The following is a 14,949-nucleotide window of genomic DNA, read 5'->3' on the forward strand; positions in this document are numbered from 1 at the left end:
AGGACTTCTCATCAACAGCCAAGCGCCGGGAATGACGATGAACCTGCAAAATTGCCTGAAATTGACAGTGGTTTTAGCGCTCTGCGCAGGGGTATCGGCCTGTGGCCCGCGCGGCAAAGGCACTGCGGCGTCGAATTTCGACCCCCTCACGACCAACCGCGAAAGCGCCGGCATGTCGGCAAAGTCTTCGTTCTGGGACATTTTCGGCCCCAGCAAGGCGGAGCGGACTGTCAACGTCAACAAATACCTCTGGGTGGCCTCGCTTGATGTGCTCAGCTTTCTGCCGGTGCAGTCGGTCGATCCCTTCACCGGCGTGATCGTCACCGGCTACGGCACGCCGCCCGGCGGTGGCCGCGCCTATCGGGCTGTCGTTCACATCAGCGATCCCGCGCTGGATGCCCGTTCGCTGAATGTCTCGTTGCAAACGCAGGGTGGCCATGCCACGTCTCCGGCGACCGCCCGCGCGGTCGAGGATGCGATCCTGACCCGCGCCCGGCAATTGCGTGTGCGTGACAAGAGGCTCTGACACAGACCGGTAACCGGACTGGAAAGTCAGCCGGAACCGCAAGACCACCACGCCGGGTTCACGCCCGGCGCTTTCATTCCAGAAGGACCGCAGCGATGTCGCGTTATTCCGCCGCTGAAATCGAAGCCAAATGGCAGCAGGCCTGGGACAAGGCCGGGATTTTCACCGCCAAGCGCAGTGCCGACAAGCCGAAATATTATGTGCTTGAGATGTTTCCCTACCCTTCGGGGCGCATCCATATGGGGCATGTGCGCAATTACACCATGGGTGACGTGATCGCGCGTTACAAGCTGGCGACCGGCCACAACGTGCTGCACCCGATGGGCTGGGACGCCTTCGGCATGCCGGCGGAGAATGCCGCCATGGCCTCGGGCGGGCACCCCAAGGACTGGACCTATGGCAACATCGCCGACATGCGCGGCCAGATGAAGCCGCTGGGCCTGTCGATCGACTGGTCCCGCGAGTTCGCAACCTGCGATCCGGAATATTACGGCCAGCAGCAAGCGCTGTTCCTCGACATGCTCGAGGCGGGGCTCGTCTATCGCAAGAACGCCGTGGTGAACTGGGACCCGGTCGACATGACCGTCCTGGCCAACGAACAGGTGATCGACGGCAAGGGCTGGCGGTCGGGCGCCGTGGTGGAACGTCGCGAACTGACGCAATGGTTCTTCAAGATCTCCGACATGGCCGAAGAGCTGCTCGATGCGCTCGACGGGCTGGAGAACTGGCCGGCCAAGGTGCGGCTGATGCAGGAGAACTGGATCGGCAAGTCGCGCGGGCTGCAATTCGCCTTTACCCGCACTGACGGGACTGATCCGATCGAGGTGTATACCACCCGCCCCGATACCCTGATGGGCGCCAGCTTCGTCGGCATCTCGCCCGATCATCCGATCGCCAAGGCGCTTGAGGCCGATAACCCGCAAGTCGCTGAATTCGTGGCTGAATGCCGCAAGGGCGGCACCACGGAAGAGGCCATCGAAACCGGTGAAAAGCTGGGCTTCGACACCGGCATCCGGGTCAAGCATCCGCTTGATCCGAGCTGGGAGCTGCCGGTCTGGATCGCCAACTTCATCCTGATGGATTACGGCACCGGCGCCATCTTCGGCTGCCCTGCACATGACCAGCGCGACTTCGATTTCGCCACCAAGTACGGCCTGCCGATCAAACCGACTTTCGAGCCTGTCGAGGGCGGGGCCGGGCTGAAAGAGGCCTTCACCCCCACCAAGGCCGAAAAGGTGCGTTACATCGCGGGCTTTGCCGGCAAAGAGGTGCAAACCGGCGAAGAGGCCGTGAATGCCGCCGTCGACAAGGCCGAGGCCGAGGGCTGGGGCCGGGGCGTCACCAAGTTCCGCCTGCGCGACTGGGGGCTGTCGCGCCAACGCTATTGGGGCTGTCCGATTCCGGTGGTGCATTGCGCCGATTGCGGCGTGGTGCCGGAGAAAAAGGAAAACCTGCCCGTTCTGCTGCCCTATGACGAGGGCGGCAAACCGATCGACTTCTCGATCCCCGGCAACCCGCTGGATCGGCATCCGACCTGGCGCGACTGCACCTGCCCGACCTGTGGCAAGCCGGCCCGTCGCGAAACCGACACGATGGACACTTTCGTCGATTCGTCCTGGTACTATGCCCGCTTCACCGCGCCGCATGCCGACACGCCCACCGTGGCGGAAGAGGCCGAATACTGGATGAACGTCGATCAGTACATCGGCGGCATCGAACACGCGATTCTGCACCTGCTCTATTCCCGTTTCTTCGCGCGGGCGATGCAGATCACCGGCCACCTGCCCAAGAAGGCGATCGAACCCTTCGACGCGCTGTTCACCCAAGGCATGGTGACGCATGAAATCTATCAGACCCGCGACGCCAACGACCGCCCGGTCTACCACCTGCCCGAAGAGGTCGAATCCGGCAAGCTGAAGGCCACCGGCGAGGCAGTGGAGATCATCCCCTCGGCCAAGATGTCGAAGTCGAAGAAGAACGTGGTCGACCCGGTCAGCATCATCAGCCAGTTCGGCGCCGACACCGCGCGCTGGTTCGTGCTGTCCGACAGCCCGCCGGAACGTGACGTGGAATGGACCGCCGCTGGCGCCGAGGCCGCCTTCAAGCACCTGAGCCGGGTCTATCGTCTGGCCGCCGAGATCGACGTCGAGGCGCCTGCCACCGATGACGACAGCGCGCTCTTGCGCGAGATGCACAAATGCATCCATGACGTGACCGGCGGGGTGGAAAGCTTCGGCTTCAACGCGGCGATCGCCAAGCTCTATGCCTTCACCAACACCTTGGCCAAATCCAAGGCCGGCGGCGCGGCGAAACGGCAGGCGGCGCTGGTCTTGGCGCAGTTGATGGCACCGATGACCCCACACCTGTCTGAAGAGATCTGGACCCTGCTCAAGGGCGAGGGTCTGATCGCAACCGCCGCCTGGCCGACGCCGGATGCCGCCATGCTGATCGACGACACGATCACCCTGCCGATCCAGGTGAACGGCAAGCGGCGCGCGGAAATCAGCGTGCCGAAAGATATGGACAAAGCAGAGGTTGAAAAAGCCGCGCTGGCAGTGGAGGCTGTCCAGAAGGCGCTGGACGGGGCGGCGCCGAAAAAGGTGATCGTCGTCCCCGGACGGATCGTGAATGTCGTCGCTTGACCGCAGAAGCCTGCTGATCCTGCCGCTGGCGGCGCTTGCCGCCTGCGGCTTTACTCCTGTCTATGGTCCCGGCGGCGCAGGCCGGGCCCTGCGGGATCGCGTCCGCGTCCAGGAACCCGATTCGCCTGACGAATATCTTCTGGTCCGCACGCTCGAAGACCGGCTGGGCCGCGGAGGCGCCACAGCCCGCTATGGGCTGAGCTTCACGCTGCGGACCCAGACCAAGGGCCAATCCCTGACCGTGACCAACGAAACCACCCGTTACAGCCTGGTGGGCAAGGTCGATTACACCCTGACCGCCCTGGAAACCGGCCAGGTCGTCGCCTCTGGTCAGGTCGAGAATTTCACCGGCTACTCCGCCACCGGCTCCACCGTCGAAACGCTGGCTGGCGAACGCGATGCCGCAAAACGGCTGATGACCATTCTGGCCGATCAGATCGTTACCCGGCTGTATGCCACGGTGGATCTGCCGGCATGAAGCTTTCCGCACGGGAGGCCGAACGCTATTTCGCCAAACCAGAGGCCGGACGTGCCGGCCTGCTGATCTATGGCGCAGACACCATGCGGGTGGCGCTGAAACGCCAGCAGGTACTCAAGGCGCTGCTGGGGGAAGCCGCCGAGGAAGAAATGCGCCTGAGCCGGCTGCAGGGCGGCGAACTGCGCAAGGATCCGGCGCAGCTTCTCGATGCGGTGAAGGCGGTCGGCTTCTTTCCCGGCGCCCGCGCGGTTTTCGTCGAAGACGCCACCGACACCATCGCCGCCGCCGTCTCTGCAGCACTGGAAGACTGGGCGCCAGGCGATGCGCAGATCGTGGTTGCCGCCGGATCGCTCAAGGCGACATCGAAGCTTCGCAAGGCCTTCGAGCTGCATCCCAACGCCTATGCGATGGGCCTTTACGATGACCCTCCCAGCCGGGAAGAAATCGAACGCACCCTGGCCGATGCCGGCATGCGCGACGTGCCGCGCGATTCCATGTCTGCCCTCACCGACTTGGCGAATGCCCTCGGCCCCGGCGATTTCGCCCGGCTGACCGAGAAGATCGCGCTTTACAAATTCCAGGACCAGAGCCCGCTCAGCCTGGAAGATATCGCCGCCTGCGCGCCGCGTTCGACCGAAGCCGCGCTGGACGACATGTTCGACGTGGTGGCCGAAGGGCGCAGCCAGGAGATCGGCCCGTTGCTGCGCCGGCTGCAGGCGCAGGGAACCAACGCGGTGTCGCTCTGCATCGGGGCGACGCGCCATTTCCGCACCCTCTATACCGCCGCCGCCGACCCCGGCGGTCCGGCCTCAGGCGTCGGGCGGCTGCGGCCGCCGGTCTATGGCAAGCGGCGCGACCGGATCGTGCGGCAGGCCCAGGGCTGGGGCGCGATGCGACTGGAATCGGCGCTGACCCTCCTGACCGACACCGACCTGCAACTGCGTTCGGCCCAGCAAACGGCACCGGCGATGGCGCTGATGGAGCGCACGCTGATCCGACTGGCGATGATGGGCCGGCGCTGATCTGATCCCTCGGGCCGCGACAGGCAAAGCGCCCCTTGCGGTACCCGCCATCACCGCCGAAACTGCGACCAATCGAAAACAGGTAGGATACACCGATGTATAAAGTCTATGGCGCCGTCGCCAGTCGCGCCCTCCGCGTGATCTGGATGCTGGAAGAGATCGGCCAGCCCTATGAGCTGTTCCAGATCAAGCCCAACAGTGCCGAAGCGCTGGCGCTGAACCCCTCGGGCAAGATCCCTGTCCTGGTCGACGGCGATGCGGTGCTGACCGATTCTGTCGCCATCATGACCTATCTGGCCGACAAGCATCACACCCTGACCTATCCCGCCGGAACCGTCGAGCGGGCCCATCAGGACGCCTTGATCCACACCCTGCTCGATGAATTCGACGCGGTGCTCTGGACCGCCGCGCGCCACCATGCCTTCCTGCCGGAAGAACTGCGGCTCCCCGGCATCTCGGACAGCCTGAAATGGGAGTTCGAACGCAATCTGGAACGTTTCGCCAAACGGTTTACCGGCCCCTTCCTGCAAGGCGACAAGATGACCATCGCGGATATCCTCTGCGTCCATTGCCTCGGCTGGGCCAAGGGCGCCGGCTTCCCGCTCGAGAACGAGACAATGAACAACTATGCCAGAACCCTGCGCGAGCGCGATGCCTACAAGCGTTCCCTCGCTCAGATGGGCTGATCGCCCGCGCCCTTGATGCGGGCCGCCGCCGCGCGGCCCGCCCAGCGCCCGGTGGCGAGACAACCGGTCAGCAAATAGCCGCCAGTCGGCGCCTCCCAATCCAGCATCTCGCCGGCGCAATAGACCCCGGGCTGCGCCCTGAGCATCAGATCGGCATCGAGCGCCGCCGCCGTCACCCCACCGGCGGTGGAAATCGCCTCGTCCATGGGGCGCAACCCGGCGTGATGTATCGGCAGCTCCTTCAGCCGCTGCGCCAGGGTCTGCGGGCTTTCCGGCAGCGGCCGACTGAATTCCATCACCAATGCCATCCGCACCGGTTCCAGCTTCAGCGTCTTGCGCAAATGGTTCGACAGGCTGGTCTTTCGGCGCGGTCGCCCCAGGCGTTCCGCAACGGTCTCGACCGTCAGGTCAGGCAGCAGATCAACGGTCAGGGGGGCGCCGCTGCGCAGGGCCGGGGTCAGCGGATAAAGCCCGCCACCTTCCAGCCCGCGGCTTGAAATCACCGCCTCGCCGCGGGACGACAGCCCCCCGGCATCGAAGCGCACCCCTTTGATCGGGGCGCCGAAGCGGGCCCGCATCACCGGCGACCATTCGACCAGCAGCCCGACGTTCGATGGCGCGAAGGGGGCCAGCTCCACCCCCTGTTCCGCCAACAGCCCTGCCCAGGCCCCATCGGACCCGAGCCGCGCCCAGCTCGCCCCGCCCAGTGCCAGAACCGTCACCCGCGGGCGAAGGCACAGCGGCCCCGCCGGCGTGTCGAAACCAAGCCCGCCGTCGCCCCAGCCGGTCCAGCGCCAGCGGGTTCGCCAAGACACCCCCAGCCCCTCGAGCCGCGCCAGCCAGGCCCTGAGCAGCGGAGAGGCCTTCATCGCTTCGGGAAACACCCTCCCGGTCGACCCGGTGAACAGAGATTGCCCCAGCCCGCGTGCCCACTGCTGCACCTGATCCGGCCCGAAATCGCGCAGCATCGGCCCCAGCCAATCTGCCGCATCGCCATAGGCGGCCAGAAACGGCTCGACAGGGTCGTCCTTGGTCAGGTTCAACCCCGATTTTCCCGCCATCAGCAGCTTACGCCCCAGCGACGGCTTGGCCTCGACCACTAGGGTCGACACTCCAGCGCGGCCCAAGATCTCGGCCGCCATCAACCCGGCCGGCCCCGCCCCGATCACCACCGCCTCGGGATTGCCCTGCATCCCCAATTCCGTCACCCTGTCCGCTCCACGCCCCATTCGATCTGCCCCGATGCCAGATGATGCCGATCCGATCTGCCCGCTCTGTCTCCGCCCGATCCCGCGGGAGGTGCCGCAAAGCCTGCATCACCTGATCCCCAAGCTCAAAAGCGGCAAGGGCGGGCCGACCGTCCTGCTGCATGATATCTGCCACCGCGAAATCCACGCCAGCCTGACCGAAGGACAACTGGCACAGGACTACAGCACCATCGCCGCGCTGCACAGCCATCCGCGCCTGGCGAAATTCATCGCCTGGGTCAGCAAGCGCCCGCCCGGCTTCCGCTCACGGATACCGGGCAGGCGTCGAAAACGCTGATCGCCCAAGCGCCTCCCAGGCTTCTTCTCGTCGCAAATACGGCCGCCGGAGGCTCCCGCCGCCGATGCGCCGCCAACCGCTCAAGACTCAGGCGTGCACAGCGCCCCGATCGCCCGGGCAATCTCCGGATCGGCGGCGCAACTGTCGGCGACCAGCGACCGCGCGGTCTCGATCAGCGCCTCGGGTTCGACGATGCGGTCGATCAGACCGAAGGTCAGCGCCTCCTCCGCGGTGATCTTCTGGCCACCCATCAGGATCAGCTTGGTGCGCGCCGGACCGATCAGTGCAGCCATCCGCTTCGGATCGGAGGGCTGCGGCAGGAACCCCAGCTTCATCACCGGATAGAAGAATTTCGCCGAAGGTACCGCGATCCTGAGATCACAGGCCAATGCCATGCCGGTCGCACCGCCCGCCAGCGTGCCGTTCAATGCCGCCACGGTCAGCCCCGGCAGCGCCGCGATGGCGCCCGACAGCCGCTCCCACAAATCCGAGGTCGCCAGCCCCGCCCGCGCCGCCTCGAGATCGGCCCCGGCGCTGAACACCTTGCCGGCCCCGGTCAGGATCAGCGCCCTGGCCTCGCCGGCGCTCTCGGCGATGCCGACCAGTTCATCCAGCATCGCCTCGGTCAGCGAATTGGCCTTGTCCTGACGGTCGATCGTGACGATCCACAGCCCGTCCTCCTGATCCAGCCTGATCATTGCAGCCCCACTTTCTGACGGATCACCGGTTCCCGCAGAGAAATTTCCTGGCCGATGAATTCATCGGCCTCAGCCGAACACATCCACAGCAGCGTCCGCGCCGGCCACTCGGGCGGGACATGGTCCGACCAATCCAGCGCGCTGACCGGATTAAGCCCGCTCGCCTTGATCTCGCGCTGCATCTGTGTCGCCACCGTCCCCGGGCTCAGCCCCAGGGCGCGAATGCCATTGCCGCGTTCTTCCAGATCGAGCGCCGCGGTCAGCATCGCCGCCCCGGCCTTCGAGGCGCAATAGGCGCTCCAGCCCTCAAGCGGACGATGCGCAGCGCCTGAGCTGATCGTCAGCACCGTGCCGCTGCCAGCGGCATGCATCACCGGCAGTACCGCGCGCATGCCGTTGAAGACACCCTTCAGGTTGATGTCGATCAGCCTGCCCCAGGCCTCGGGATCGGCCTCGCCCAGCCGGGCGATCGGGTCGATCACCCCGGCGTTGCCGATCAGCACGTCGAGCCCACCGAAGGTCTCGACCGTGCGGGCAACAGCGGCCTCCATATCCGCAAAGCGGCTGACATCGGCGCCAAGCGCCAACGCCTTCGGCCCGATCTCGGCCGCCAACGCCTCGATCGCCGACGCACTTCGCGCCAAAAGCACCACATTGGCGCCAGCCTTGGCGAAAACCCGCCCGGCCTCGGCCCCGATGCCCCGGCTCGCACCTGTGATCAACACCGTCCGCCCCGTCATATCCATCGCGAAAATCCCAGCTATCCCTGTGTTTTATCGTGGTACTGCGCGGCGGCGCCCGGGTCCAGCCCCCGCCCCGACCTGCGCCGCTTCGCCACTTGACTTCCCCTTGACGCCCCGGCACCGAGAACAGAGCATAAGGTCAAAATTTCCAGGAGGACCATTTTATGAAAACACGTCTTTTGCAGGGAACGGCTGCGGCGCTGATCCTGTCCTGCTCCGCCCAGATGGCGCTGGCCGACCTGTCCCCCCAGGACGTGTGGTCGGACTGGAAAGACTACATGACCTCCCATGGTTACGAGCTGGACGCGACGGAAACGCTGTTCAACAACACGCTGACGATCGGCGACCCCTCCCTCACCATGGAGCTGCCCGATGACCAGGGCAAGCTGACCGTCAGCTTCGGCACCCTGGTGTTCCGCGACAACGGCGACGGCAGCGTTTCGCTCGATATGCCCGAAACCATGCCGCTGCACATCCAGACCACCGGCGGCGAGGACGAGATGGACGCGCAGCTCAAGCTGACGCAACTGGGGGCCAGCGTGGTCTTCACGGGCTCTCCCGAGGAGATAACGCAGAACTACCGCTCGGCGGAAATGGTCGTCGCCTATTCCAGCCTGTCCGTGAATAACGAACCGCTGCCCGCCGATGCATTGCGCGCGGCGGTGGCAGGGAAACAGATCATCAGCACCTCCCGTATGACGAAGGCCGACGAGAGCCGAAGCTACGTCCAATCCGGCAGCATGGAAGAGCTGAGCGCTGATTTCTTCTTCAGTGACCCGGACACCCCCGATGAGGGCCTTTATACCCTCGCCCTGAAAAATCTGACCTTCGAAGGCCAGACCACCGTGCCGGATGCGCTGGCAGTCGCCGACTTCACCCAGATGCTTGAGCAAGGGTTCGACTATAACGCCCGCTTCACTTTCGACAGCGGCTCTTCGCGGCTCAACGGCAAGGCAGAGGGTCAGGATTTCACCATGACCTCGACCTCGGCGGGCGGCAGTTTCGCTTCGGGGATGAGCAAGGGCGCACTGTCCTATGACGTTCTGCAAAACGATAGCGAAATCGTGGTGCAGACCAGCGACCTGCCCTTCCCGATCTCGCTGGCAAGCGACAAGATGGGGTTCAAGCTGAACGTGCCTCTGGTCAAATCCGAGAACGAACAACCCTTTGCCTTCGGGTTGACGCTGGTCGGCTTCACCATGCCGGAAGAACTGTGGGGCATCTTCGATCCGGGCCAGATCCTGCCGCGCGATCCGGCGACCGCCATTCTCGATCTGGACGGCAAGGCGCGGGTTCTGGCGAATATCTTCGATCCGAAGTTCGAGGAAAGCCCCGAAACCCCGGCCGAACTGACCGCGCTGACGATCAATGACCTGCAGCTTTCCGCTGCCGGCACCAGCCTGACCGCTAAAGGCAGCTTCACCTTCGACAACAGCGACGTGACCACCTTCGACGGCCTGCCGGCACCGGACGGCACCGCGGATCTGCAACTGACCGGCGGCAACGGGCTGATCGACAAGCTGATCCAGATGGGCTTCATCTCAGATCAGGACGCCATGGGCGCACGGATGATGATGGGCATGCTGGGCACCCCGGGCGAGGGCGACGATACGCTGACCTCGCATATCGAAGTGAAACCCTCGGGCCAAATCTTCGCCAACGGCCAGCGCCTCAAGTAATCCCGACGCAATACCGCCGCGGGGCCGGTCACCACCGGCCCCGATGGCCTTCTCGCCTGGAAATTCCGCCCTTCCCTTGCAGCGGCGCGGTTCCGAGGCTACCTCCTGTCAGGCCCTTGAGGCCGCCCATACCCGCAAGCAGGAGCCCCCAATGACCCAGTCCCCGGAAGAGCTTTGCCAGGCCCTGCTGACGGCCGCCCGTGTTGCCGGCGCCGACAGCGCGGATGCCATCGCGATCGAAAGCGGCTCCGTTGAAATCGACATCCGCGCCGGCGCGCTGGAAAAGGCCGAACGCGCCGAAAGCACCGATCTGGGATTGCGGATCTTCGTCGGCCAGCGCTCCGCCGTCGTTTCGGCCTCCGACACCCGGGCGGAAACCCTGGCCGCGATGGCCGAGCGCGCGGTCTTCATGGCACGCGAAGCGCCCGAAGATCCCTATACCGGTCTCGCCAATCCCGACCAGCTTGCGGCAGATTGGGATCTGGCTGCGCTCGAACTTGCGGACCCCGCGTCCGAACCCGATCCACAGGCGCTGCAAGCCGATGCACTGGCGGCCGAGGCCGCCGCGCTGGCCATCGAGGGCGTCACCCAGGTGCAAGCCGCCGGGGCCGGATATGGCCGCAGCCGGGTGCACCTGGCCGCCAGCAACGGATTTTCCGGCGGCTATGAACGCACCAGCCGCTCCACCTCCTGCGTGGCCATCGCCGGAACCGGCACCGGGATGGAGCGCGATTACGATGGCGACAGCCGCACCTTCCAAAGCGATCTGCGCAGCCCTGAAGAGATCGGCCGCCGCGCCGGGGAACGCGCGATCGAACGGCTTGGCGCGCGCAAACCGGTGACAGGCACCTATCCGGTTCTCTTCGATGAACGCATCGCCGCATCGCTGATCGGCCATCTGCTGGCCGCTGCCAATGGTGCCGCGGTGGCGCGCGGCTCCTCCTGGCTGAAGGACGACCTGGGCCAGCAGGTGCTGCCCGAAGGCCTTTCGGTGATCGAGGATCCGTTCCGCCCGCGCATTGCCGGCTCCCGCCCCTTCGATGCCGAAGGGCTGCCGACCGCCCGGCGCGCCATCGTCGAAAACGGCACACTGACCGGCTGGACGCTCGATCTGGCCAGCGCGCGGAAACTGGGCATGACCCCCACCGGCAATGCGGCGCGCGGCGTCTCCTCGGGCCCGTCGCCGGTGAACTGGAACCTCGCCCTGACCCAGGGCAATGCCAGCCGCGACGATCTGATCCGCGACATGGGCACCGGGCTGCTGGTCACCTCGATGATCGGATCGACCATCAACCCCAATACCGGCGATTATTCCCGTGGGGCCGCCGGCTTCTGGATCGAGGCGGGAGAGATCGCCTATCCGGTCAACGAATGCACCATCGCCGGAAATCTGCGCGACATGTTGATGCGGATCATTCCCGCCAACGACGCACGCACCTATCTATCACGCGTGGTCCCCTCTTTGCTGATCGAAGGAATGACGCTTGCCGGCAACTGACCTGCCCCTGCTGATCGATACCGCCCGCGCCGCCGGCGACATCGCCTGCCGTTACTCCGGCCCCGAGGCCAAACGCTGGGAGAAACCCGGCGGCGCCGGCCCCGTGACCGAGGCCGACCTGGCGGTGAACGAGATGCTGGAAGACCGGCTGCGCGCGGCCCGGCCCGATTACGGCTGGCTGTCGGAGGAAAGCGAGGACAATGCCGATCGGCTGGGCCATGACCGCATTTTCATCGTCGACCCGATCGACGGCACCCGCGGCTTTGCCGAAGGTGACAGCAACTGGGCCCATGCACTGGCCGTGACCGAAGCCGGCCGGGTGACTGCGGCGGTGATCTATCTGCCGATGCGTGATCTGCTCTATTCCGCCGCCCGTGGCGCCGGAGCCTGGCTTAACGGCACCCCGATCCAGGCTGCCAATGCCACCGATCTGGCCCAGGCGACCATTCTGGCGACCCGCCCCAATCTAGACCCCCGGCACTGGCGCGGCGGTATCTTTCCCGGCTTCAAAAGCGCCTATCGGTCCTCGCTCGCCTTCCGGATGGCACTGGTCGCACAGGGCCGCTTCGACGCAATGCTGACGCTCAGACCCAGCTGGGAATGGGATATTGCCGCCGGAGATCTGATCCTGAGCGAGGCCGGCGCCCGCTGTACCGACCGCAACGGCACTGAATTACGCTTCAATAATCCCCGCCCCCAGGTCAACGGGGTGATCGCCGCAGGCCCCCGGTTGCACGACCGGCTGGCCACCGCGCTCGCCCCCGAGCTGGTATTACCAGACCCCGCCCAACCGGGATCTTGACCCCCGGCGCCCAAGGCGTAGGGTGCGCCCAGCCTCGGACCGGCTGACAAGCGGAAAGGAAAGCGCCATGGCCCAACGTCTGCATCTCGTCTTCGGAGGTGAGTTGGTCGACCCCTCCAAAAGCGTCTTCAAGGACGTCAACGACATTCATATCGTTGGCATGTATCCGGATTACGAATCCGCCTATGCCGCCTGGAAGGCCGAAGCGCAGCGCACCGTCGACGATGCCCACATGCGCTATTTCATCGCCCATATCCACCGGCTCCGCGACGAGGAACTCGAAGCCTCCTCGACCGAAGAACTGGGCTGAGCCCTTGCGGCTCTCGCTGGGGCTCGCCGCCTATCGTGCGCTGTCCTGGCGGGCCGCTCAGCCCGTGCAGGAGGCACCGCCGCCACGTCCCGACGGCTCCCTGCTCTGGCTTCACGCCACCAGCGCCGAACGGTTCTCGGCCCTGTCCGACCTGGGCCAAAGGCTTTGCGCCCACCGCCCTGATGTCAATCTTCTGCTGACCGTCAATGCCGGCGTCTCCCCCTCGGATCCGGCAACCGGCCACCGCATCGAGGGCCGAGCCGGGCCGGTACAGGCACTGATCTCGGACCACCCAACGGCCGTACGCGATTTTCTCGCGCATTGGCGCCCGGACATCTGCCTCTGGACCGGAGGCGATCTTATGCCCAATCTGATCTGCATGGCGACAGATGAGGGAACCGAAATGATCATTGCCGATATCGGCAATGCCGACCTGCCCCGCCGGCGCAACGGCTGGCTGTCGGATGTCACCGGTCCCTGCCTGATGCGCTTCGACGCGCTGCTGGCCGACACCGCCGAGACCGCCGCCCATTTGCGCCGACTGGGCCTGCCCGGACGCAAGATCTCCGCCATGGGGCGGCTCAGCACCGGAGCCAGCCCACCGCCCTGCCCCGAAACCGCCCTGAATGCCGCCACTCAGGCGCTGGCCGGACGCCCGCTCTGGCTTGCCGCGCTGCTGGACCGCGAGGAAATCGCGCCGGTGCTGGCCGCCCATCGCGAAGCGCTCAGGTTTCAGCACCGGCTGCTGCTGGTCGCGGTGCCGACCGATCCCGACGACAGCGCCAGGCTGATCTCAGCGGCCCGAGACAACCGGTTGCGCTGCGCCGACTGGCATGGCGGCGATCCGATCGGCGAGGACACCCAGATTCTGATCTGCGACGACAGCAGCGATCTGGGCCTATGGTATCGGATGGCCCCGCTGACCTTCATCGGCGGATCGCTCAGGCCCGGCGCCCGCGGCAATTCCCCCTATGAGGCCACCGCGCTTGGCTCGGCGGTACTCTATGGCCCCCATATCACCGATCACACCGCCGCCTACACCCGGCTGACCACAGCAGGCGCCGCCCGGGCCGTGCGCGATATGGCCAGCCTGACCAACGCGGTGGTCCAGCTCTGCGCCCCCGATCATGCCGCGGCAATGGCCCTCGCCGGCTGGGAGACCCTGACCGAAAGCGCGGCCCTTACCGATCATCTGATTGAAATGATCCAGGACCGGCTGGATCGGCGAGAGGCGGCCCATGCGCACGCCTGAGTTCTGGTCTGCCTCGCCCCGACACCCCGGCTGGAAGGCGTGGCTTCTCGCTCCGCTCGGGGCCCTTTACGCCCGCGCCACCGCGCGCCGGCTGGCCCGGGGCCCCGGCCTCACCCCCGGGGTGCCGGTGATCTGCATCGGCAACCTGAATGCCGGCGGCACCGGAAAGACCCCGACGGCGATCTGGGTGACAGAAACGCTGCGCGCCGCCGGCCATACCCCCCATGTGGTCAGCCGCGGCCACGGCGGCAGCCTGACCGGCCCCACCCGGGTCGACCCAGCCAGACATTCGGCAGCCCAGGTCGGCGACGAACCGCTGCTTCTGGCCGCCTTCGCCCCGGTATGGATCGCCCGCGACCGCGCAGCTGGCGCCGCCGCCGCGGCCAGCGCCGGTGCCAGCGTGATCGTGCTCGACGACGGCTTCCAGAATCCCGCCGTGAAAAAGGATCTCTCGATCGTGGTGGTCGATGCCGCCCGCGGCTGGGGCAACGGCCGCTGCATTCCCGCCGGCCCGCTGCGCGAACCAGTGAGCGTGGGCCTGGCCCGGGCTGACCTGATCCTCTCCATCGGTGACAGTGCCGCGCAAGAGACATTCCGCGACACATGGGGCCGGCAAATCGACCTGCCGCATTTCACCGCCGAGCTCACACCGCTGGAAACCGGCATGGACTGGGCCGGCACCCGCGTGCTCGCCTTTGCTGGCATCGGATACCCCGAGAAATTCTTCGCCACCCTGCGCGACCTCGGCGCCGAACTGATCCGCACCGAGGCGCTCGCCGATCACCAGCCGCTCAGCCCGACACTGGTCCAGCGCCTGCTGGCCGAGGCTCTGGCCCAGAACGCCCTGCTGGTCACCACCGAAAAGGACGTGGCCCGCCTGCCCGAAGCCCTCCGCTTCTCGGTCACGCCACTACCGGTACGCCTGCAGGTGGAAAAACCGGATGAGCTGGCGCAGATGCTCCTCAAGGCCGCGCCACTGCCCTGAGCGCCGGCCACTGCGCTCTGCCCGCCCCTTCGACCTGGTCGAAATATCCCGGGGGCGTCTCCGCAGGAGACGGGGGCAGAGCC

At 66.1% G+C, this 14,949-nt stretch carries 15 protein-coding genes; 12 read left to right on the forward strand and 3 right to left on the reverse strand.

The features are described 5' to 3' along the window. Nucleotides 1–37 precede the first annotated feature (37 nt). From G455_RS0109165 to G455_RS0109185, 5 genes are all read left to right on the forward strand, one after another. Complete coding sequence (locus tag G455_RS0109165; protein WP_028093433.1) at nucleotides 38–526, forward strand: DUF3576 domain-containing protein; 489 nt, start codon at nucleotides 38–40, stop codon at nucleotides 524–526. Nucleotides 527–621: 95 nt separating this feature from the next. Next, entirely contained in the window at nucleotides 622–3,168 is a 2,547-nt protein-coding gene (leuS, locus tag G455_RS0109170; protein WP_028093434.1) for a leucine--tRNA ligase, read from the forward strand. Continuing rightward, nucleotides 3,155–3,646, forward strand: a complete 492-nt coding sequence (gene lptE, locus G455_RS0109175) for an LPS assembly lipoprotein LptE (protein ID WP_028093435.1) — start codon at nucleotides 3,155–3,157, stop codon at nucleotides 3,644–3,646. Before leuS ends, lptE begins: the two co-directional genes overlap by 14 nt. Continuing rightward, complete coding sequence (gene holA / locus G455_RS0109180) at nucleotides 3,643–4,668, forward strand: DNA polymerase III subunit delta (protein WP_028093436.1); 1,026 nt, start codon at nucleotides 3,643–3,645, stop codon at nucleotides 4,666–4,668. Before lptE ends, holA begins: the two co-directional genes overlap by 4 nt. Before the next feature lie 95 nt (nucleotides 4,669–4,763). Continuing rightward, nucleotides 4,764–5,354 (forward strand): glutathione S-transferase family protein, encoded by a 591-nt coding sequence (locus G455_RS0109185; protein ID WP_028093437.1) that lies wholly within the window; start codon nucleotides 4,764–4,766, stop codon nucleotides 5,352–5,354. On the opposite strand, the gene G455_RS0109190 is transcribed toward G455_RS0109185, so the two are convergent. Beyond that, nucleotides 5,342–6,547: a TIGR03862 family flavoprotein gene (locus G455_RS0109190; protein WP_028093438.1), complete on the reverse strand. Its 1,206-nt coding sequence runs from the start codon at nucleotides 6,545–6,547 to the stop codon at nucleotides 5,342–5,344. The genes G455_RS0109185 and G455_RS0109190 overlap by 13 nt on opposite strands. Before the next feature lie 49 nt (nucleotides 6,548–6,596). Between G455_RS0109190 and G455_RS0109195 the strand changes: the two genes are divergently transcribed. Then, nucleotides 6,597–6,899 carry an HNH endonuclease family protein gene (locus G455_RS0109195; RefSeq protein WP_028093439.1) on the forward strand — a complete coding sequence of 101 codons (303 nt, stop codon included), beginning with the start codon at nucleotides 6,597–6,599 and terminating at the stop codon, nucleotides 6,897–6,899. Between the two features lie 80 nt (nucleotides 6,900–6,979). Here the strand turns inward: G455_RS0109195 and G455_RS0109200 are convergent, their stop codons facing one another. Together G455_RS0109200 and G455_RS0109205 are read right to left on the reverse strand one after the other, a co-directional pair. Continuing rightward, nucleotides 6,980–7,597 (reverse strand): enoyl-CoA hydratase/isomerase family protein, encoded by a 618-nt coding sequence (locus G455_RS0109200; protein ID WP_028093440.1) that lies wholly within the window; start codon nucleotides 7,595–7,597, stop codon nucleotides 6,980–6,982. Beyond that, nucleotides 7,594–8,343, reverse strand: coding sequence for an SDR family oxidoreductase (locus tag G455_RS0109205; protein ID WP_028093441.1), 750 nt, complete (start codon nucleotides 8,341–8,343; stop codon nucleotides 7,594–7,596). The genes G455_RS0109200 and G455_RS0109205 overlap by 4 nt, the downstream gene beginning before the upstream one ends. Before the next feature lie 161 nt (nucleotides 8,344–8,504). Here G455_RS0109205 and G455_RS0109210 point away from each other — a divergent pair, with 161 nt between their 5' ends. The 6 genes from G455_RS0109210 (at nucleotide 8,505) to lpxK (ending at nucleotide 14,866) form a co-directional block, all read left to right on the forward strand. After that, on the forward strand, nucleotides 8,505–10,019 hold the full coding sequence (locus G455_RS0109210; RefSeq protein ID WP_028093442.1) for a DUF2125 domain-containing protein: 1,515 nt from the start codon (nucleotides 8,505–8,507) through the stop codon (nucleotides 10,017–10,019). A 151-nt stretch (nucleotides 10,020–10,170) separates the two neighbouring features. Then, on the forward strand, nucleotides 10,171–11,517 hold the full coding sequence (locus G455_RS0109215) for a TldD/PmbA family protein (protein WP_028093443.1): 1,347 nt from the start codon (nucleotides 10,171–10,173) through the stop codon (nucleotides 11,515–11,517). After that, nucleotides 11,504–12,319 (forward strand): inositol monophosphatase family protein, encoded by an 816-nt coding sequence (locus G455_RS23705; RefSeq protein ID WP_051312311.1) that lies wholly within the window; start codon nucleotides 11,504–11,506, stop codon nucleotides 12,317–12,319. The genes G455_RS0109215 and G455_RS23705 overlap by 14 nt, the downstream gene beginning before the upstream one ends. 67 nt (nucleotides 12,320–12,386) lie before the next feature. Continuing rightward, nucleotides 12,387–12,629, forward strand: a complete 243-nt coding sequence (locus G455_RS0109225; RefSeq protein ID WP_028093444.1) for a DUF4170 domain-containing protein — start codon at nucleotides 12,387–12,389, stop codon at nucleotides 12,627–12,629. A 4-nt stretch (nucleotides 12,630–12,633) separates the two neighbouring features. Next, nucleotides 12,634–13,881: a 3-deoxy-D-manno-octulosonic acid transferase gene (locus G455_RS0109230; protein ID WP_028093445.1), complete on the forward strand. Its 1,248-nt coding sequence runs from the start codon at nucleotides 12,634–12,636 to the stop codon at nucleotides 13,879–13,881. Next, a complete protein-coding gene (gene lpxK, locus G455_RS0109235; protein ID WP_028093446.1) occupies nucleotides 13,868–14,866 on the forward strand; it encodes a tetraacyldisaccharide 4'-kinase in 999 nt (332 codons plus the stop codon). The genes G455_RS0109230 and lpxK overlap by 14 nt, the downstream gene beginning before the upstream one ends. Nucleotides 14,867–14,949 lie beyond the last annotated feature (83 nt).

The sequence above is a fragment of the Pseudodonghicola xiamenensis DSM 18339 genome (assembly GCF_000429365.1).
GTDB classification, from domain to species: domain Bacteria; phylum Pseudomonadota; class Alphaproteobacteria; order Rhodobacterales; family Rhodobacteraceae; genus Pseudodonghicola; species Pseudodonghicola xiamenensis.

Bases quoted from the DNA above. Each gene is read 5' to 3' on its own strand.
- G455_RS0109165 (WP_028093433.1), top strand. From the start codon at position 38: ATGAACCTGCAAAATTGCCTGAAATTGACAGTGGTTTTAGCGCTCTGC.
- leuS (WP_028093434.1), top strand. From the start codon at position 622: ATGTCGCGTTATTCCGCCGCTGAAATCGAAGCCAAATGGCAGCAGGCC.
- lptE (WP_028093435.1), top strand. From the start codon at position 3,155: ATGTCGTCGCTTGACCGCAGAAGCCTGCTGATCCTGCCGCTGGCGGCG.
- holA (WP_028093436.1), top strand. From the start codon at position 3,643: ATGAAGCTTTCCGCACGGGAGGCCGAACGCTATTTCGCCAAACCAGAG.
- G455_RS0109185 (WP_028093437.1), top strand. From the start codon at position 4,764: ATGTATAAAGTCTATGGCGCCGTCGCCAGTCGCGCCCTCCGCGTGATC.
- G455_RS0109190 (WP_028093438.1), bottom strand. From the start codon at position 6,547: ATGCAGGGCAATCCCGAGGCGGTGGTGATCGGGGCGGGGCCGGCCGGG.
- G455_RS0109195 (WP_028093439.1), top strand. From the start codon at position 6,597: ATGCCAGATGATGCCGATCCGATCTGCCCGCTCTGTCTCCGCCCGATC.
- G455_RS0109200 (WP_028093440.1), bottom strand. From the start codon at position 7,597: ATGATCAGGCTGGATCAGGAGGACGGGCTGTGGATCGTCACGATCGAC.
- G455_RS0109205 (WP_028093441.1), bottom strand. From the start codon at position 8,343: ATGGATATGACGGGGCGGACGGTGTTGATCACAGGTGCGAGCCGGGGC.
- G455_RS0109210 (WP_028093442.1), top strand. From the start codon at position 8,505: ATGAAAACACGTCTTTTGCAGGGAACGGCTGCGGCGCTGATCCTGTCC.
- G455_RS0109215 (WP_028093443.1), top strand. From the start codon at position 10,171: ATGACCCAGTCCCCGGAAGAGCTTTGCCAGGCCCTGCTGACGGCCGCC.
- G455_RS0109225 (WP_028093444.1), top strand. From the start codon at position 12,387: ATGGCCCAACGTCTGCATCTCGTCTTCGGAGGTGAGTTGGTCGACCCC.
- lpxK (WP_028093446.1), top strand. From the start codon at position 13,868: ATGCGCACGCCTGAGTTCTGGTCTGCCTCGCCCCGACACCCCGGCTGG.